This is a genomic window from Catellatospora paridis, assembly GCF_009720365.1.
Taxonomy (GTDB): domain Bacteria; phylum Actinomycetota; class Actinomycetes; order Mycobacteriales; family Micromonosporaceae; genus Catellatospora; species Catellatospora paridis.
This window is the reverse complement of sequence record NZ_WBZD01000045.1, coordinates 64,624-80,659: the sequence shown is the minus strand read 5'-3', so window position 1 is coordinate 80,659 and position 16,036 is coordinate 64,624. Positions and strand designations below refer to the sequence as shown.

At 70.4% G+C, this 16,036-nt stretch carries 16 protein-coding genes and 1 riboswitch; of the genes, 11 read left to right on the top strand and 5 right to left on the bottom strand.

Annotation, left to right across the window (positions count from 1 at the left end; translation table 11 throughout):
• Nucleotides 1-102: 102 nt before the first annotated feature.
• The 6 genes from F9C41_RS39710 to F9C41_RS39685 all read left to right on the top strand — a co-directional run bounded on the left by F9C41_RS39710 (nucleotide 103) and on the right by F9C41_RS39685 (nucleotide 5,819).
• Nucleotides 103-999, top strand: coding sequence for an ABC transporter permease (locus F9C41_RS39710; protein WP_155392008.1), 897 nt, complete (start codon nucleotides 103-105; stop codon nucleotides 997-999).
• A 172-nt stretch (nucleotides 1,000-1,171) separates the two neighbouring features.
• Nucleotides 1,172-1,459, top strand: coding sequence for a hypothetical protein (locus tag F9C41_RS39705; protein WP_155392007.1), 288 nt, complete (start codon nucleotides 1,172-1,174; stop codon nucleotides 1,457-1,459).
• Entirely contained in the window at nucleotides 1,449-2,198 is a 750-nt protein-coding gene (locus F9C41_RS39700) for a hypothetical protein (RefSeq protein WP_155392006.1), read from the top strand. The genes F9C41_RS39705 and F9C41_RS39700 overlap by 11 nt, the downstream gene beginning before the upstream one ends.
• Nucleotides 2,199-2,389: 191 nt before the next feature.
• Nucleotides 2,390-2,503, top strand: a riboswitch (SAM riboswitch).
• 10 nt (nucleotides 2,504-2,513) lie between these two features.
• Nucleotides 2,514-3,794: a threonine synthase gene (thrC, locus tag F9C41_RS39695; protein WP_155392005.1), complete on the top strand. Its 1,281-nt coding sequence runs from the start codon at nucleotides 2,514-2,516 to the stop codon at nucleotides 3,792-3,794.
• A gap of 103 nt (nucleotides 3,795-3,897) precedes the next feature.
• Nucleotides 3,898-4,947: a GNAT family N-acetyltransferase gene (locus F9C41_RS39690; protein ID WP_155392004.1), complete on the top strand. Its 1,050-nt coding sequence runs from the start codon at nucleotides 3,898-3,900 to the stop codon at nucleotides 4,945-4,947.
• A gap of 74 nt (nucleotides 4,948-5,021) precedes the next feature.
• On the top strand, nucleotides 5,022-5,819 hold the full coding sequence (locus tag F9C41_RS39685; protein WP_155392003.1) for a hypothetical protein: 798 nt from the start codon (nucleotides 5,022-5,024) through the stop codon (nucleotides 5,817-5,819).
• Between the two features lie 6 nt (nucleotides 5,820-5,825).
• On the opposite strand, the gene F9C41_RS39680 is transcribed toward F9C41_RS39685, so the two are convergent.
• Together F9C41_RS39680 and F9C41_RS39675 are read right to left on the bottom strand one after the other, a co-directional pair.
• Nucleotides 5,826-6,557 carry a TetR/AcrR family transcriptional regulator gene (locus F9C41_RS39680; RefSeq protein ID WP_155392002.1) on the bottom strand — a complete coding sequence of 244 codons (732 nt, stop codon included), beginning with the start codon at nucleotides 6,555-6,557 and terminating at the stop codon, nucleotides 5,826-5,828.
• 21 nt (nucleotides 6,558-6,578) lie between these two features.
• Nucleotides 6,579-7,028: a hypothetical protein gene (locus F9C41_RS39675; protein ID WP_155392001.1), complete on the bottom strand. Its 450-nt coding sequence runs from the start codon at nucleotides 7,026-7,028 to the stop codon at nucleotides 6,579-6,581.
• A 110-nt stretch (nucleotides 7,029-7,138) separates the two neighbouring features.
• Between F9C41_RS39675 and paaN the strand changes: the two genes are divergently transcribed.
• Complete coding sequence (gene paaN / locus F9C41_RS39670) at nucleotides 7,139-8,782, top strand: phenylacetic acid degradation protein PaaN (protein WP_407924782.1); 1,644 nt, start codon at nucleotides 7,139-7,141, stop codon at nucleotides 8,780-8,782.
• Between the two features lie 107 nt (nucleotides 8,783-8,889).
• On the opposite strand, the gene F9C41_RS39665 is transcribed toward paaN, so the two are convergent.
• The gene (locus F9C41_RS39665; protein WP_196280161.1) at nucleotides 8,890-9,681 is read right to left on the bottom strand and encodes a serine hydrolase; all 792 of its coding nucleotides are present in this window, start codon (nucleotides 9,679-9,681) and stop codon (nucleotides 8,890-8,892) included.
• A gap of 306 nt (nucleotides 9,682-9,987) precedes the next feature.
• On the opposite strand from F9C41_RS39665, the gene F9C41_RS39660 reads away from it, so the two are divergent.
• From F9C41_RS39660 to groL, 4 genes are all read left to right on the top strand, one after another.
• On the top strand, nucleotides 9,988-10,191 hold the full coding sequence (locus tag F9C41_RS39660) for a cold-shock protein (protein WP_033342363.1): 204 nt from the start codon (nucleotides 9,988-9,990) through the stop codon (nucleotides 10,189-10,191).
• Between the two features lie 159 nt (nucleotides 10,192-10,350).
• On the top strand, nucleotides 10,351-11,337 hold the full coding sequence (locus F9C41_RS39655; protein ID WP_155391999.1) for a hypothetical protein: 987 nt from the start codon (nucleotides 10,351-10,353) through the stop codon (nucleotides 11,335-11,337).
• Nucleotides 11,334-11,537 carry a hypothetical protein gene (locus F9C41_RS39650; RefSeq protein ID WP_155391998.1) on the top strand — a complete coding sequence of 68 codons (204 nt, stop codon included), beginning with the start codon at nucleotides 11,334-11,336 and terminating at the stop codon, nucleotides 11,535-11,537. The genes F9C41_RS39655 and F9C41_RS39650 overlap by 4 nt, the downstream gene beginning before the upstream one ends.
• A 325-nt stretch (nucleotides 11,538-11,862) precedes the next feature.
• A complete protein-coding gene (groL, locus tag F9C41_RS39645; protein ID WP_144127789.1) occupies nucleotides 11,863-13,485 on the top strand; it encodes a chaperonin GroEL in 1,623 nt (540 codons plus the stop codon).
• Nucleotides 13,486-13,663: 178 nt separating this feature from the next.
• Here the strand turns inward: groL and F9C41_RS39640 are convergent, their stop codons facing one another.
• Nucleotides 13,664-15,085 (bottom strand): sugar porter family MFS transporter, encoded by a 1,422-nt coding sequence (locus tag F9C41_RS39640; protein WP_196280160.1) that lies wholly within the window; start codon nucleotides 15,083-15,085, stop codon nucleotides 13,664-13,666.
• Nucleotides 15,086-15,142: 57 nt separating this feature from the next.
• Nucleotides 15,143-16,036, bottom strand: a complete 894-nt coding sequence (locus F9C41_RS39635) for a GNAT family N-acetyltransferase (protein ID WP_155391997.1) — start codon at nucleotides 16,034-16,036, stop codon at nucleotides 15,143-15,145.

Genomic DNA, 16,036 nt, shown 5'->3' with positions numbered 1-16,036 from the left:
GACATGCCGCCGACGAGCGCAGCGAGGAGAAGGCATGAGTGAGCAGCGCGAGCGAATCAGCGGGCCTGGTCATGCCGCCGACGAGCGCAGCGAGGAGAAGGCATGAGCGTGGAACTGAAGACGGGACGGGCTGCGGCGCAGGCCGACGGGGCGGCGGAGGGATACCGCGCGGGCCGCACGCTGACCTATGCCACCGAGTTCGCCCGGCAGTGGCGGCGCAAGCGCACCCAGCTCGCCCTGGGTTTCATGGTGGTGCTGCCGGTCATCCTCCTGATCGCGTTCGAGCTGGGCGGCAGCGACGACGACGGCCGCTCCGGTCGGGGCCAGTTCTCCCAGCTGTCCGACGCCGCGATCTCCGGCGGGCTGAACTTCGCGATGTTCGCGCTGTTCGTCTCGGCGAGCTTCCTGCTGGTCGTGGTGGTGGCGCTGTTCCACGGTGACACGGTCGCCGCCGAGGCGAGCTGGGGCAGCCTGCGCTACCTGCTGGCGGTGCCGGTGCCGCGGGCGCGCCTGCTCGGCGTCAAGCTGGCGGTCGCGCTGAGCTACTCGGCGCTGGCGGTGCTGGCCCTGCTCGGCACCGCGCTGCTGCTGGGCACGGTGCGCTACGGCTGGCATCCGCTGCAGTCGGGCATCGCCGCGGAGATCCCGCCGGGGGAGGGCCTGCTGCGCCTGCTGGCCACCGCCGGCTTCCTCGGCATCAACATGCTGGTCGTGGCGGGGCTGGCGTTCCTGCTGTCGGTGCTCACCGACGCCCCGCTCGGCGCGGTCGGCGGCGCGGTGCTGCTGTACATCGTGTCCTCGATCCTGGATCAGATCACGGCGCTGGGCGAGCTGCGCAACTTCCTGCCGACGCACTTCGCCCAGGCCTATCTGGGCCTGCTGACAACACCGATGCAGTTCGACGACATCATCAAGGGCACCATCTCCGCGGTCTGCTACTTCACCGCGTTCTGCGCCTTGGCCTTCTACCGGTTCTCCCGCAAGGACGTCGTCTCCTGAGGGTGCGCCGCGCGGCCCCGTTTGTCATTGACGCTGGCCTATCTGGATGAGTCCGATCGCCGAATTCTCATCCAGATAGGCCAGCGTCTATTTCTGGGCGGGTGGGGATCCTGACGTGGCGCTTACATTGCGGCGTGCGCCGGGCTGACGCGGGGTGGGCAGAGTGCCGTTCATGAGACGTGCCATTGCCATGACGGCGCTTGCCGTGGCGTTAGGTGTCGCGCTGACTGCGTGCCGCGGGGGCGACCCGGATGCGTCGCAGCCGGCCGGGCCGGACGCCGGGAGCACCGTGGCCACCACCACGAACAGCCCCGAGGCCGCGCCGAAGACCACCGCTCCCGTGGACGCGGCCGCCGCGGTGAGCCAGGCGGACAAGGACCTCGTGGAACTCGACAAGCTGCTGGCGGAACTGGACGGGCAGCTGAAGAAGGCAGAGGAGAGCCCGAACGATGAGGACTGACATGCTGATCCGCCGTGGCCTGCTGTTCGCCGCCACCACCCTGACCGCCGCCGCGCTCGCCTCCGCCACCGGGGTGCCCGCGCAGGCCGCGGCTCCCGTCGCCGGGGTCGCCGTGCAGGCGGCCGACCAGGCCGCGAACCTGGCCAACGCCAAGAAGCTGACCACCGTACGCATCGACGGCCGGCTCGCCATGCTGCGTGCCGAGGGCGTGGCGATCCGCAACGCGGCGCGCCTGACCGACGCCCACCAGGCCGCGCTGCAGAAGACCCTCGACGCCGACATCGCCGGCCTCACCGAGCTGCGTGCCAAGGTCGCGGCCGAGACGACGCTCGAGGCGGTCCGGGCCGACACCCGCAGCATGGTCGAGGACTACCGGGTGTATCTGCTGGTCCGTCCCCAGGTCCACCTGACGCTGGCGGCCGACGTGGAGTCCGCGGCGCTGACCCGCCTGCGCACCCTGCACGGCAAGCTCGCCGAGGCCGTCACGGCGGCCGAGTCCGCAGGCAAGGACGTCGGCGACGCCGAGGCCAAGCTGGCGCATATGAAGTCCGCGCTCGACGCGATGGAGTCCGCCCTGTCCGGCCTGGTCGACGACCTGCTGGCCGTCCCGCCCGGCCCCGACGCCACGGCGATCAAGGCCAAGACCACCGCCGCCCGCACCGACGCCCGCACCGCCCGCACCCACCTGCGCGCCGCCACGACCGACGCCAAGGCCGTCCGCGACCTCCTCAAGCCCTGACGAAGAAGGAGCGCCTCCCGGCGAGACAAAGGCGCAGCTCAGCTCGCCATACGCCCGCAGGCCGCGACGGTCTCCCCACCGTCGCGGCCTGCCGGTTTCCGCCGCTGTGACGGGTGAGGTCTGCATCTCATCCGCTGGGAACGCTGGAAACGGCGATCGCGGTTCTGATTAACTGCAAAGCACAACTGAATACCTCATCCAGAGGAGCTGAGGGACACGGCCCGACGACGCTCCGGCAACCACCATCGATGGCAGGTGCCAACTCCGTCCGGCGGGCCAGATCGGTGACGCCGGGAAGATGAGAGGAAACATCTCATGACGTCTGCCGTCATCGCGCCCCTCGGTGTCGATTCCCCCGCTCGCGGCCTGGAGTGTCGCGGCTGTGGCGCCCGCTTTCCGCTCGCCGCCCAGCACGCCTGTTACGAGTGTTTCGGCCCGCTCGAGGTCTGGTACGACGCGGACTCCCTGGCGAAGGTGACGCGCGCGCAGATCGAGGCGGGACCGCAGAACATCTGGCGCTACGCGGGCCTGCTGCCCGTCGGCCAGCACGCCGCCGACCGGGTGACCCTCAACCCGGGCCTGACCCCGCTGGTACGCGCCGACGCGCTCGCCGCCGAGATCGGCCTGCGGGCCCCGCTGTGGGTGAAGGACGACTCGGCCAACCCGACGCACTCGTTCAAGGACCGCGTCGTGTCGGTGGCGCTGACCGCCGCGAAGGCGCTCGGCTTCACCCGCTACGCCTGCGCGTCCACCGGCAACCTGGCCAACTCGGTCGCCGCGCACGCCGCCCGCGCGGGCGTGCCCTCCATCGTGTTCGTCCCGCACGACCTGGAGTCGGGCAAGATCATCACCACCGCGGTGTACGGCGGTGACCTGGTCGCCATCGAGGGCTCGTACGACGACGTCAACCGGCTGTGCTCGGAGCTGGTGGAGACCGACGAGTTCGAGGACACCGCGTTCGTCAACGTGAACGTGCGCCCGTTCTACGCCGAGGGCTCCAAGACGCTGGGATACGAGGTCGCCGAGCAGCTCGGCTGGCGCATCCCGGCGCAGGTGGTCATCCCGATGGCCTCCGGCGAGCTGCTCACCAAGATTGACAAGGCGTTCGAGGAGCTGGTGTCGTCGGGTCTGGCCGTCGCGCCCGAGGGCGGCTGGAAGGTGTTCGGCGCGCAGTCGCTGGGCTGCAACCCGATCGCCACCGCGCTGCACGCCGGCACCGACGTGATCACCCCCGTGAAGCCGACCGGCATCGCGAAGTCGCTGAACATCGGCGACCCGGCCGCCGGGCTGTACGCACTGGAGGCGGTGCGCCGCACCGGCGGCTGGATGGACTACGCCTCCGACGACGAGATCCGCGACGCGATCCGGCTGCTGGCGCGTACCACCGGCGTCTTCGCGGAGACCGCGGGCGGGGTGACCACCGCGGTGACCGCGAAGCTGGTCGCCTCCGGCAAGCTGGACCCTGACCTGGAGACGGTCGTCTTCAACACCGGCGAGGGCCTGAAGACGCTGGACGCGGTGGCCGAACTCGTCGGCCCGACGTACCGGGTGAAGCCGTCGCTGAAGGCCGCCCGCGAGGCGGGCCTGCTCGGCTAGCTCCTGAACCACCGAGGCGCCCCTGCCCGCAGGGGCGCCTCGCTTCGTCACGCTCGGGAAAAACGGGGTGCGGTGGGGGAGGGGGCGGAGGACGCTGGCGGGCATGAGTCTGCGTATCGCCCCCGTCAGCGTTGACGATCCCGCTTCCATCGACGCCTGGGTGGAGGTGATGGAACGGATTCGCGAGTACGAGTTCCCGTATCTTCCGCCGCGGACCAGGCGGATGGCGGAGTTGATGCTCGAACACGAGTTTCCGGCGCGGGCCGTGGAGCATCGGCTGGCCTGGCTGGACGGCGAGCCCGTGGGGCGGCTCGAGGTGTCCCGGATGACGGAGGAGAACCTGAAGCTCCTCTTCTTCACGATCGAGGTGGCGCCGCGGTTCCGGCGGCGGGGCGTGGGCCGGGCGCTGTTCGGCGAGGTGCTGGCGTACGCCCGCGAGTACGACCGCAGTGTCCTGGTGACCAGCGGCTCGCTGTCCATGCCGGACCTGCCCGCGCCCGACGAGGCCCCGGCCGCGTTCGCGGCGGCGTTCGGGTTCACGAACACGCTGCCGGAGCTGCAACGACGGCTGACGCTGGCGGAGGTCGACGAGGACGTGCTGGCCGGCATGCAGTCCGCCGCGCAGGCCAAGGCTGTCGGCTACCGCCTGGTGCGCTGGCGGGACGCGGCCCCCGAGGAGCTGGCCGAGGGCGTGGCCTACCTGGAGTCCCGGCTGATGACCGACGCGCCGAGGGGCGATCTGCCGCTCGAGGGGGAGAAGCCGGACGTGGGCCGCTTGCGCCGGTTCGAGGAGGCGGTCGCGGCGCGCAGGCGGCGTACGTTCCACACCGGGGCGATACACGAGCAGACCGGCGCCCTGGTCGCCTGGACCACGATCTCCTCCGACGAGGAGACGCCCGGGCATGCCTGGCAGCAGATCACCATCGTGGACCCGGTCCACCGCGGCCACCGGCTCGGCGCGCTGGTGAAGGTGGAGAACCTGCGCTTCTTCCGGGCCGAGATGCCGCAGGTCGAGGTGGTGGACACCTTCAACGCGGCGGCGAACGGGTTCATGATCTCGATCAACGAGCAGATGGGCTTCCGCAAGGTCGCCGCCTTCCAGAACTGGCAGCTCGACCTGGCGAAGGACGGCCCCGCCGCGTCGGCTAACTAAAACGGACCATTTGCCTAAATCGGACTGGCCGTACGCCCGGCACCCGACGGGTGTCGTGATCGTTGATCAGGGACATGAGGCCTCGATTGCTCGTGTCCCTGATCGCCTCCCTCACCGTCGTGCCCGCGGCGCTGGCCGCGCTGACCACTCCCGCCGTGGCGCTCGCGCCGCCCGCGGGCGGCACGCTCACCACCAAGGTCTTCGCGACCCGGGAGGGTCTGGTCGGCTGGAAGACCGCGAACGGCCACAAGATCACCAAACGCGACTGGTTCGCCGCGCTGCCCTCCTGGCGCGGGCTGTCCGACCGCGGCGAGGGCGACAAGAGCGTCCGGGTCTGCCACGAGGGCAACGACCGGTGCGTGTTCCTGCCGGTGTGGGACGTCGGCCCGTGGAACACCAAGGACGACTACTGGGCCGACGACCGGCACATGTGGGAGAAGCTGCCGCGCGGCAAGCCGCAGGCGCAGGCGGCGTATCAGGATGACCACAACGACGGCGAGGACGAGTTCGGCCGCGAGGTGCTCAACCCGGCCGGCATCGACATCGCCGACGGCGCGTTCTGGGACGGCCTCGACCTCGACGACAACGACTGGGTCCACGTCACCTTCCTGTGGACCGGCGAGGGCGACCGGGGCGTGGTCGACACCGACGGCGGCGAGTGGCTGCGCGTGCGCTCGGCCCCGAAGGTCAAGGCCGACCTGCGCGGCGGCGCGGGCGATTACGCCCAGGTGCCGATCCGGTGCCAGGTCAAAGGCGACAAGGTCAAGGGGACGGTGCGTACGACCGACCTGTGGAACCGGGTCGGCGACGGCATCTACGTCTCGCACGCCTACGTCCGACTGATCGACGGGGCCAAGCCCCGCAAGTGCTGAGCGGCCTCACCCGGCCGCGCGCGGCCAGACGGCTTCCAGCAGGGTCAGGCCGCGGGTGGTCAGCGGCTTGAAGATCTTCATGCGGGATGCCCCGACCAGGTACTCCAGGTAGGGCACGGCCAGGTCCACCACCGCGCGGGTGCGGCGCTGGCCGGGCGTGGTGTCGTGCACCCAGTACACGACCAGCCCGAGCTGGGCCAGCCACAGCAGCTGTGGCAGCCGGGCCCGCAGCTGCGGGTCCATCTTCGTCTCGGTGCTGTCGACCAGCCGGTGGAAGATGCTGGTGGCCAGCTCGCGGGCCTCGCTCGACGCGTCGCTGAACGGGCTCACCGGCGAGCCGGGCACTGCCGCGATGCCGATGAACCGGCCCGCGAACGCGTGGTGCGGCGCCCACACCTCGATGCCCTCGCGCAGGATCGCGGTCAGCCGGTCGCCGAAGGACGTGCCGCTGCCGAGGATCGGCTCGACCCGGGCCAGGTGCTCGCGCTGCAACTCCAGGTAGAACTCGGAGACCAGTGCCTCCTTGGCGGGGAAGTAGTAGTAGGCGTTGCCGACCGAGACCCCGGCGTCGGCGGCGATCGCCCGCATCGTCGTCTTCTCGTACCCGGCCTCGCCGAACAGCCGGATCGCGCTGGCCACGATCGCCTGGCGGGTCTGCTCGCCCCGGGACGTGTCAGCGGCCCGTCCCCGGGCCGCCTGCTCGGCGGCGGGGGACGAGCCGTTGTCGGTGTGCGTCACGCTGCCCACGCTAGCGGCGACTCACGCGGCCGGGGTCAGGCGGCGTGCGTCGGCCTGGTCAGCCGGTCGCCGGTCCGTCGCCTGCTGGGTGAGCGCGGCTGCGGGCACCGGGTACGCCCTGGTCACCGTCGTCTGCATCTGCCGGCGGAGCCGGCCGAGCAGCAGCACGGTGCCCAGGTGCACCACCACCAGCGCGAGCATGATGATGCCGATCTTGGTGGCGAGCGTCTCGACCGCGTCGACGGGGCCGGTCACCTCGTCGTAGGTCTTCATGGCGATCGCCATGTAGCCGAGGTTGAGCAGGTAGAAGCCGACCACGAGGAACTTCGTGACGGCGGCGGCGAGCTCCCCGGTGGGCAGCACGTCGCGCAGGAACGCCTGTCCGTGACGTTGCAGGGTGTGGCCGACCCAGAGGGTCAGCGCGAGGGTGACGGCCGCGTAGGCCAGGTACACGGCCAGCTTCGGGTCCATGTCCCATCTCCGATTTGAACGTGTTCAACTTGCGGACGTTTTCATGCTGACACACGACTTGAACATGTTCAACTGTGGCTCCGCTCACCTCGTCGGGCATGATGAGGGGCATGACTGTCACCACCACGGACCTCTTCGCCACCCATGAGGAGCTGCTGAACAGCGCGCTACGGGCGATCACCGAGCGCGGCTACTGGTCGGCTTACCCGGAGTCGCCGAGCCCCAAGGTGTACGGCGAGACCGCCGCCGCCGACGGCAAGGCCGCCTTCACCGCCCTGCAGGGCAAGGACTTCCCGCTGGACCAGCCCGCCGACGAGTGGGTGGCCCCGGAGCAGTCGCCGTTCGGCATCCCGCTCGGGGTGCGATACCCCCGGACCAGCCCTGATGCTCTGATCGCCGCCGCCAAGGCCGCGCTGCCCTCGTGGCGCGACGCCGGGCCGCAGGTCCGTGCCGGGGTGTGCCTGGAGATCCTGGCCCGCCTGCACAAGCGGGTGTTCGAGCTGGCCAACGCGGTGCACGCGACCACCGGCCAGGCGTTCGTGATGGCCTTCCAGGCCGGCGGCCCGCACGCGCTGGACCGGGCGCTGGAGGCGGTCGCCTACGGCTACGCCGAGCAGACCCGGCAGGTCGGCTCCGTGGTGTGGACCAAGAAGGCCGACACGCTGGCCAAGACGTATCACCTGGTGCCGCGCGGCATCGGCCTGGTCGTCGGCTGCAACACCTTCCCGACCTGGAACTCGTGGCCGGGCCTGTTCGCCTCGCTGATCACCGGCAACCCGGTGCTGGTCAAGCCGCACCCGGGCGCGGTGCTGCCGCTCGCCATCACCGTGCAGGTCGCCCGCGAGGTGCTGGCCGAGGCCGGGCTCGACCCGAACGCGGTGCAGCTTGCGGTCGACACCCGCGAGGCGCCGGTCGCCGCCGACCTGGCACTGCGGCCCGAGATCCGCCTCATCGACTTCACCGGCTCCACGGCCTTCGGCGACTGGCTGGAGGCCAACGCCCGCCAGGCGCAGGTGTACACCGAGAAGGCGGGCGTCAACACGGTCATCGTCGACTCGACCGACGACTTCGCCGGCATGTGCCGCAACCTGGGCTTCTCGCTGACCCTGTACAGCGGCCAGATGTGCACCACCCCGCAGAACCTGCTCATCCCGGCCGGCGGCATCGGGACCGAGGCCGGGCACAAGAGCTTCGACGAGGTCGTCGACGGCATCGCGGGCGCGGTCCGCGCGGTCACCGCCGACCCGGCCAAGGCCGTCGAGTTCACCGGCGCGATCGTCAACGCCGACGTGGTGGACCGCATCGAGGCCGCCCGCAAGATGGGCGACGTGGTGCTCGACTCGGCCGAGCTGGCCCACCCGGCGTACGCCGGTGCGGTGGTGCGCACCCCGATGATCGTGAAGGTGACCGACGGCTACGCCGCCGAGTGCTTCGGCCCGGTGACCTTCGCGGTGCCGACCGAGTCGACCGCGGACAGCATCGGCATCTTCCGGAAGACGGTCGGGGAGAAGGGCGCCATCACCGCGGCGGTCTACAGCACCGACGAGTCCGTGCTGGACGCGGTCGAGCAGGCGGCGATGGAGGTGGGCGTGCACCTGTCGGCGAACCTGACCGGCGGCATCTTCGTCAACCAGTCGGCGGCGTTCTCCGACTTCCACGCCTCCGGCGCGAACCCGGCCGCCAACGCGGCGCTGACCGACGGCGCGTTCGTGGCGAGCCGCTTCCGCATCGTCCAGTCCCGCCGCCCGGCCTGACCGGCCCGCGCCGCGGCTGCATCCGCACAGCGAACAGCCCCGGATAGTAAGGAAGGGCACCTTCACAACGCATAGCGTTGTGAAGGTGCCCTTCCTTCGTCTCGGGGTCAGGGGAGGGCGGGTTTGAGTTGTTCGGCCACCGAGGCGCAGAGGTCGCGGCCGTGGTCGAAGCCGAAGCGGGCCGGGTAGCGCAGCAGGACGCTCATGCTCCACTTGTCGGTGACCGCCAGGCAGGCCATGTGCCACAGCTTGTCCTCGGTGCGCAGCAGCCAGCCGTTCTTGATGGCGATGGTCGCCGCGACCTCCGGCGGGAACGCCGCCCGCGGCCCGAAGTCGCCGGCGCCGCGCACCAGGCGCATCTGGGTCAGCAGCCAGTCCGTCCAATGGGGCCCCGCGGCCCGGCCGTCGGCCAGGCAGGCCCCCAGCCGGACCACGTCGCGCGCCGAGACCTCGGTGTTCGACCAGTAGCCGTCGATCTTGTACGGCTTCGACTCGGTCAGCCCGCAGATCTCGACCATGCGCTCGATGCCGGCGCGGCCGCCGTTGCGCTCGTAGAACTCGTACGCGGCCTTGTTGTCCGAGTCGCGGATCATGATGATCAACCGGTTCAGGCTGCGCTGGTCCGGGTAGTCGGTGCGGCGCAGGAAGTCGGCGGCGAGCCACACCTTGATCAGGGACATGGTGTCACTCGGGGCGTCCAGGTTGGAGGAGCCGGCGATCTGGCCGGTGCGCCGGTCCAGCATCGCCCAGCTGGCGAAGCCCTCGGTGTCCAGCCGTACGGGGGGAAGTTCCAGTCGGGCGGGTGACGCCGGCTCTCCCGTGGTCCGGTCCTGGGCGGTGCCCGGCGGCGCCGCATTCGTGCCGTAGTGCAGTGCCCATTGCAGGGCCGCACCGGTCACGAGTAAGGCGACGGCGCACACGGACGTCGCGATGAGGGGCATGAAAGCGGCCGGCAGACGGCGCGAACGGATGCGGCGGCGGTAGTCCACGTTCCACCCAACCCCCCGGTGGGCCGCCCGGTCACGCGATAGAGCGCGTTCATGGTCAGATTGCCGACTGTCGAACTGTAATGGGAGCATTACAGGTCCGTTTTGGGGCTGTGCGAGGGCACCGGTGCTCGTGTAGCGTGCGAGGACGGCTGACAACACCAGCCGGGGGTGGCCCGCTGAGGACCGCCCAGCTTTACAGAAGTGAGGAAGTGCACCGTGGCACAGGGCACCGTCAAGTGGTTCAACAGCGAGAAGGGCTACGGCTTCATCGCGGTCGACGGAGGGCAGGACGTGTTCGTCCACTTCTCCGCGATCGAGATGGACGGCTACAAGGCGCTCGACGACGGTCAGCGCGTTGAGTTCGAAATCGCCCAGGGCCAGAAGGGCCCCCAGGCTGAGAAGGTCCGGGTCATCGCCTGACCGCTTGGCCATCAAAGCTTGAGTAAAACGGAAAGGGCTCTGATCCCACAGGATCGGGGCCCTTCCAGCTGTTCCGGGCTGGCCGACCAGTGCAGGGGGACAGCGATGTGCGCGCGGGCGTGCCACACTGGGCGACCCTTCCCCTGAGCTGGAGCGCGCATGTCGGAGTCGACCCCGAACCCGTACGACGCCGGCGAACCGCTGCCCGCCGAACAGGGGTTCCGGCCGCCCGACGAGGCATACCGCGAGGCCATGCCCGACTTCGGACCCGAACACGACCCGCTGGTCAATCCGGGAGCGCAGGGGTTCAGCGGCTGGAGCTTCCGGGTGGGCGGCGTCCTGCGGCGCGGCTGGCAGCAGCTGCTCGTCATCTTCGCGCTCACCCACCTGCTGCCGACCGTCGTGTTCGGTGTGCTGGTCATCGTGGGTGTGGTCGCGAGCGGTGGGATCGACCTGGCCGGCCTCGGCCGCACCGGCGCGGGCGAGGAACTGCTCGCCACCCTCGGGGCGACCGCGGCCGCGTACGTGGTGGTGGTGCTGCTCCTGCAGATGCTCGGCTACGCCGCGGCCACCCACCTCGCCACCCGCCAGGCCGCCGGACTGCCCGTCACGGTCGGCGAGGCGATGCGCTACGGGCTGCGCCGCATGCTCGGCCTGGCCGCCTGGCACGTGCTCGCCTACCTGCTCGTCGGCCTCGGCGTCGTCGCCGTCGCCGCGTGCTGCGTCCAGGTCGCCTCCCTGCTCGGGCTGATCCCGGTGCTGCTCGTCGCCACGTACCTCATGATGGTGATCGCGCTTGTCGGGCCGGTGTTCCTGTTCGAGCGCGGCGGCCCGCTGCGCCGGTCGAGCACGCTGCTGCACGCCGCGTTCTGGCCCACCGCCGGACGGCTGCTGCTGCTCGGACTCACCCTGGCCGCCGGCTCCGTCATCGAGCAGATGGTGAGCGGGATCGGCACCGCGCTGGTCCCCGCGGGCGACGACGCCATGGCCGTCGCGGTCGCCGGCGGCGCCACCCTGCTCGCCGCCGTCGTCGAGATCCCGCTGACGATGGTGCTGTTCGGAGGCATCCTCATCACGTACGCCGAGCGCCGTGGCGCGGAAGGCCCCGTGTCCACCCGGCAGCTGGTCGAGGAACTGGCCCGGTGACCGAACCGAGCCCGGTCCGGTCGTCCTGGCTGCGCGAGACGATGACCCTGCTGCGGCTCTGCTGGCGGCCGCTGCTGGTGATCGGCATCGTCACCGAGCTGGCCTACCTGCGCCGGGCGGACCTGCCCGCTTCGCCCGCCGCCGAGCCCGCGCCGGAGGCGCTCGAACCCGTGGTGATCGAGCTCGGTCGCGCCCGGTGAACCCCGCACCCGCCGCCCGGTCGGGCGGTCGGCGCGGAGCCTGTCCGCGATCACGCCGACGGCCGTTCCGCATGGGTACTGCCAGGTAATACACCTGTGGGCGAGGGCGAACCCGGCGCGGTGACGCGGGTCCGGGAAAGGTTGTGATCATCCCGTGTTCGCTTGCACTCGGGGGTCGAGAGTGCTAAACAGGTGATTGGCACTCTCCTCGTGTGAGTGCCAAATACGAGACCAGAAGTCGGAGTTGCGGGGCTGCCGAATGGTGGCAGCCGGTCGTCGCGGGCCAGCTCTCCGACCTCGGATTGTCCAGGAGGACAACGCCGTTATGGCCAAGATTATCGCGTTCGACGAGGAGGCTCGCCGCGGCCTCGAGCGGGGAATGAACATCCTCGCTGACGCCGTAAAGGTGACGCTCGGCCCCAAGGGCCGCAACGTTGTGCTCGAGAAGAAGTGGGGCGCCCCCACCATCACCAACGATGGTGTGAGCATCGCCAAGGAGATCGAGCTCGAGGACCCGTACGAGAAGATCGGCGCTGAGCTGGTCAAGGAGGTCGCCAAGAAGACCGACGACGTCGCCGGTGACGGCACGACGACGGCGACCGTCCTGGCCCAGGCGCTGGTCCGCGAGGGCCTGCGCAACGTTGCCGCCGGTGCGAACCCGATGGCCCTGAAGCGGGGCATCGAGGCCGCCGTGGCGTCGGTGGCGGAGGAGCTCTCGAAGCTCGCCAAGGACGTCGAGACGAAGGAGCAGATCGCCTCCACCGCCTCGATCTCCGCGGCTGACACCACCGTCGGCGAGATCATCGCCGAGGCGATGGACAAGGTCGGCAAGGAAGGCGTCATCACCGTCGAGGAGAGCAACACCTTCGGGCTGGAGCTTGAGCTCACCGAGGGTATGCGCTTCGACAAGGGCTTCAACTCGGCGTACTTCATCACCGACCCTGAGCGCATGGAGGCCGTCCTCGAGGACCCCTACCTGCTCATCGTCAACGGCAAGATCGCCAACGTCAAGGACATGCTGCCGATCCTCGAGAAGGTCATGCAGAGCGGCAAGCCGCTGCTGATCATCGCCGAGGACGTCGAGGGCGAGGCCCTGGCCACCCTGATCGTCAACAAGATCCGTGGCACCTTCAAGTCCGTCGCCGTCAAGGCCCCGGGCTTCGGCGACCGCCGCAAGGCCATGCTGCAGGACATCGCGATCCTGACCGGTGGCCAGGTCGTGTCCGAGGAGGTCGGCCTCAAGCTCGACAGCACCGGTCTCGACATGCTGGGCCGCGCCCGCAAGGTCGTGGTCACCAAGGACGAGACCACGATCGTCGACGGCTCCGGTGACGCCGACCAGATCAACGGCCGGGTGAACCAGATCCGCGCCGAGATCGAGAAGTCGGACTCCGACTACGACCGCGAGAAGCTGCAGGAGCGCCTGGCCAAGCTGGCCGGCGGTGTCGCGGTCATCAAGGTCGGCGCGGCCACCGAGGTCGAGCTCAAGGAGCGCAAGCACCGCATCGAGGACGCCGTTCGCAACGCGAAGGCGGCCGTCGAGGAGGGCATCGTCGCCGGTGGTGGCGTCGCGCTGGTGCAGGCCGGCAAGACCGCCTTCGACAAGCTGGACCTGTCCGGCGACGAAGCGACCGGCGCCAACATCGTCCGGGTCGCGCTCGACGCCCCGCTGCGGCAGATCGCCGTCAACGCGGGCCTCGAGGGTGGCGTCGTGTCGGAGAAGGTGCGCAACCTGGAGATCGGTCACGGCCTCAACGCCGCGACCGGCGAGTACGTCGACATGCTGAAGGCCGGCATCATCGACCCCGCCAAGGTGACCCGTTCGGCGCTGCAGAACGCGGCCTCGATCGCGGCCCTGTTCCTCACCACCGAGGCTGTGGTGGCGGACAAGCCGGAGAAGGCGGCCGCTGCGCCCGCCGGCCCCGGCGGCGGCGAGATGGACTTCTGATCCTGACGGATCAGCACCCGCACCACCTGAACACGACGAAGGCCCCCGAGCACAGCTCGGGGGCCTTCCCGTCTCCCGCCCCGCCCACCTGGCGCGACTCTTAACGACTAGCGGCTACAGGGCCGGGATGAGGCCGCGACTCTTTAGAGTCGCCGCACGTGGGGCGGGTGGCGGCGGGTCACATGGCTTCGAGTTCGCGGCCCTTGGTCTCGCGGACGGCGTTCCAGACGAAGACGAAGGCGAGCAGGGCGAACAGGGCGTACAGGCCGTAGGCGAAGGTCAGGCCGATGTTCGACAGCGCCGGGAAGGTGGTGCTGATCAGCCAGTTCGCGATCCACTGGGCGGCGGCGGCGACGGCCAGCGCGGTGGCACGGATCTTGTTGTTGAACATCTCGCCGAGCAGCACCCAGACCACCGGGCCCCAGCTCATGCCGAAGGCGACCACGTACAGGTTTGCGGCGACCAGGGCGACCTTGCCGATCGCCGGGCTGAGCGTGGTCAGTGTCTCGCCGTTGGCCCCGATCGTCTGCGTGGCGGTGGAGAAGCACCAGGCCATCGCGCCGAGCGTGAGCACCATGCCGGCCGCACCGACGAGCAGCAGCGGCTTGCGGCCGACCTTGTCGACCAGGGCGATCGCGATGAGCGTGGTGACGATGTTGGTGATGCTGGTGATGACCGTGATCAGCAGGGCGTCGGACTCGCTGAACCCCACCGACGCCCACAGCGCCGACGAGTAGTAGAAGATCACGTTGATGCCGACGAACTGCTGGAACACCGAGAGCAGGATGCCGACCCAGACGATGGGCAGCAGCCCGAGCCGGGGGCCCTTGAGGATGCTCAGGTGGACCTTCTCGGTGGTGCCCGCCACCGTGCGCTTGATGTCGGTGATGCGCTTCTCGACGTCGCCGCCGATCAGCCGCTTGATCACGTCGCGGGCCTCGGCGAGGCGACCCCGGCGCACCAGGTAGCGCGGCGATTCCGGGATCTGCAGCGCCAGCACGCCGTAGATCACCGCGGGGATGGCGGCGGAGGCGAACATCCAGCGCCAGGCCGCGCCGCCCCACGGCACCGGCTCCATCGCGCCGCCGGCGACGTCGGCCAGCAGGTAGTCGATGAGCAGGGCGACGAAGATGCCGCTGACGATGGCGAGCTGCTGGAGCGAGCCGAGCCGGCCGCGGATGTGCGCGGGGGAGACCTCGGCGATGTATGCGGGCGCGATGACGCTCGCCGCGCCCACGCCGAGACCGCCGATGATCCGCCAGAACGTCAGGTCGACGGGGCTGAAGGCGAGGCCGGAGCCGATCGAGCTCGCGATGAAGAGGCCGGCGGCGATCAGCATCACCCGCACCCGGCCCATCCGGTCGGCCAGCGGGCCGGCGAACCAGGCGCCGACGGCGCAGCCCAGCAGGGCGGCCGACACGACGAAGCCGAGGGCCACCGAGCCCAGGTGGAAGGTGTTGCGCAGGGCGTCCACGGTGCCGTTGATGACCGCGGTGTCGTACCCGAAGAGGAAGCCGCCCACCGCGGCCGCGGCAGCGACCAGGATCGCCGCCCCCTTGGTCTCGTAGGGTTCCGCTATCGGGCTGGTCGGGGCTGCCACATCCTCATCGTCCCCGGAAATCCCCGCTTCTAATCTGAAATGCGAAAAAAGCCCGACTCATAGTGGTTTATGGAAGAGGAAGAAGACCCGCTCGATGACCGCGCCGGCCGCTCCGGAGTAGAACGAGACCGGTCCCACCCAGCCGATCTGGGCCCGCGTGATGCCCCGGTCGGCCTGGTCGCGCAGGCACCGTCGCAGCAGGACGCCGCCGATGCCCAGCCCGGCCGCGGCGGGCAGGGTGCCCATCGGGCCGAACCAGCTCGGGCGGCAGCCACCCCATGCGGCGAACGCGATCGGCTGCCCGTGGCGGATGGCGAGGTGGCAGCCCCCGGCCCCGCCGACGGCCCGCTCCACCTCGGCCACCCAGGCCGGACCCCACTCAGCAGCGATCAGCGGTCGCAGCTCCGGCAGGTCGTCGGCCGTCGCCGCGCGCACGATCACGTGCGCCGCGGCCAGCCGCTCCTGGGCGCTCCGGGTGTCGCGCAGCGCGGGCGAGCCCTCGGTGAGGTCGGCGGTCATGTTCCAGGCCGTACGGTCATGGGCGTAGCCGAGCGCGGTCAGCGCGCACACGGCCGGGGTGTAGCGCACGTCCACGCCGGGCCATGCGTGCGTGGGCGGGTTGCCGGCGACCCGCACCGCGGTCAGCCCGCGCGCCCGCAGTTGCTCCTCGACGGCCCCGACCAGCTCGCGGGCCAGGCCCTGGCGGCGGAAGGCAGGATCCACGACCAGCAGGTCCAGGTGCCCGACGGTCGGGTCCTTGCGGCCCGTGGAGGCCAGCGCGACCCCGACCACGTCGCCGTCGGGCGCGTCGCCGTCGATCGCGACGAAGCCCGCCGAACCCTGCAGCAGCGCCACGATGTCGGCCGCCTCGGCGGCGTCCTCGGCCAGCAGGGACCGGCCGAGCAGATCGACCACGGCGGCCCGGTGCTGCGGCTCGTAAGGGGTGATCAT

Coding starts and splice junctions, on each gene's coding strand:
- F9C41_RS39710 (WP_155392008.1), top strand. CDS start 103: ATGAGCGTGGAACTGAAGACGGGACGGGCTGCGGCGCAGGCCGACGGG.
- F9C41_RS39705 (WP_155392007.1), top strand. CDS start 1,172: ATGAGACGTGCCATTGCCATGACGGCGCTTGCCGTGGCGTTAGGTGTC.
- F9C41_RS39700 (WP_155392006.1), top strand. CDS start 1,449: ATGAGGACTGACATGCTGATCCGCCGTGGCCTGCTGTTCGCCGCCACC.
- thrC (WP_155392005.1), top strand. CDS start 2,514: ATGACGTCTGCCGTCATCGCGCCCCTCGGTGTCGATTCCCCCGCTCGC.
- F9C41_RS39690 (WP_155392004.1), top strand. CDS start 3,898: ATGAGTCTGCGTATCGCCCCCGTCAGCGTTGACGATCCCGCTTCCATC.
- F9C41_RS39685 (WP_155392003.1), top strand. CDS start 5,022: ATGAGGCCTCGATTGCTCGTGTCCCTGATCGCCTCCCTCACCGTCGTG.
- F9C41_RS39675 (WP_155392001.1), bottom strand. CDS start 7,028: ATGGACCCGAAGCTGGCCGTGTACCTGGCCTACGCGGCCGTCACCCTC.
- paaN (WP_407924782.1), top strand. CDS start 7,139: ATGACTGTCACCACCACGGACCTCTTCGCCACCCATGAGGAGCTGCTG.
- F9C41_RS39655 (WP_155391999.1), top strand. CDS start 10,351: ATGTCGGAGTCGACCCCGAACCCGTACGACGCCGGCGAACCGCTGCCC.
- groL (WP_144127789.1), top strand. CDS start 11,863: ATGGCCAAGATTATCGCGTTCGACGAGGAGGCTCGCCGCGGCCTCGAG.
- F9C41_RS39635 (WP_155391997.1), bottom strand. CDS start 16,036: ATGATCACCCCTTACGAGCCGCAGCACCGGGCCGCCGTGGTCGATCTG.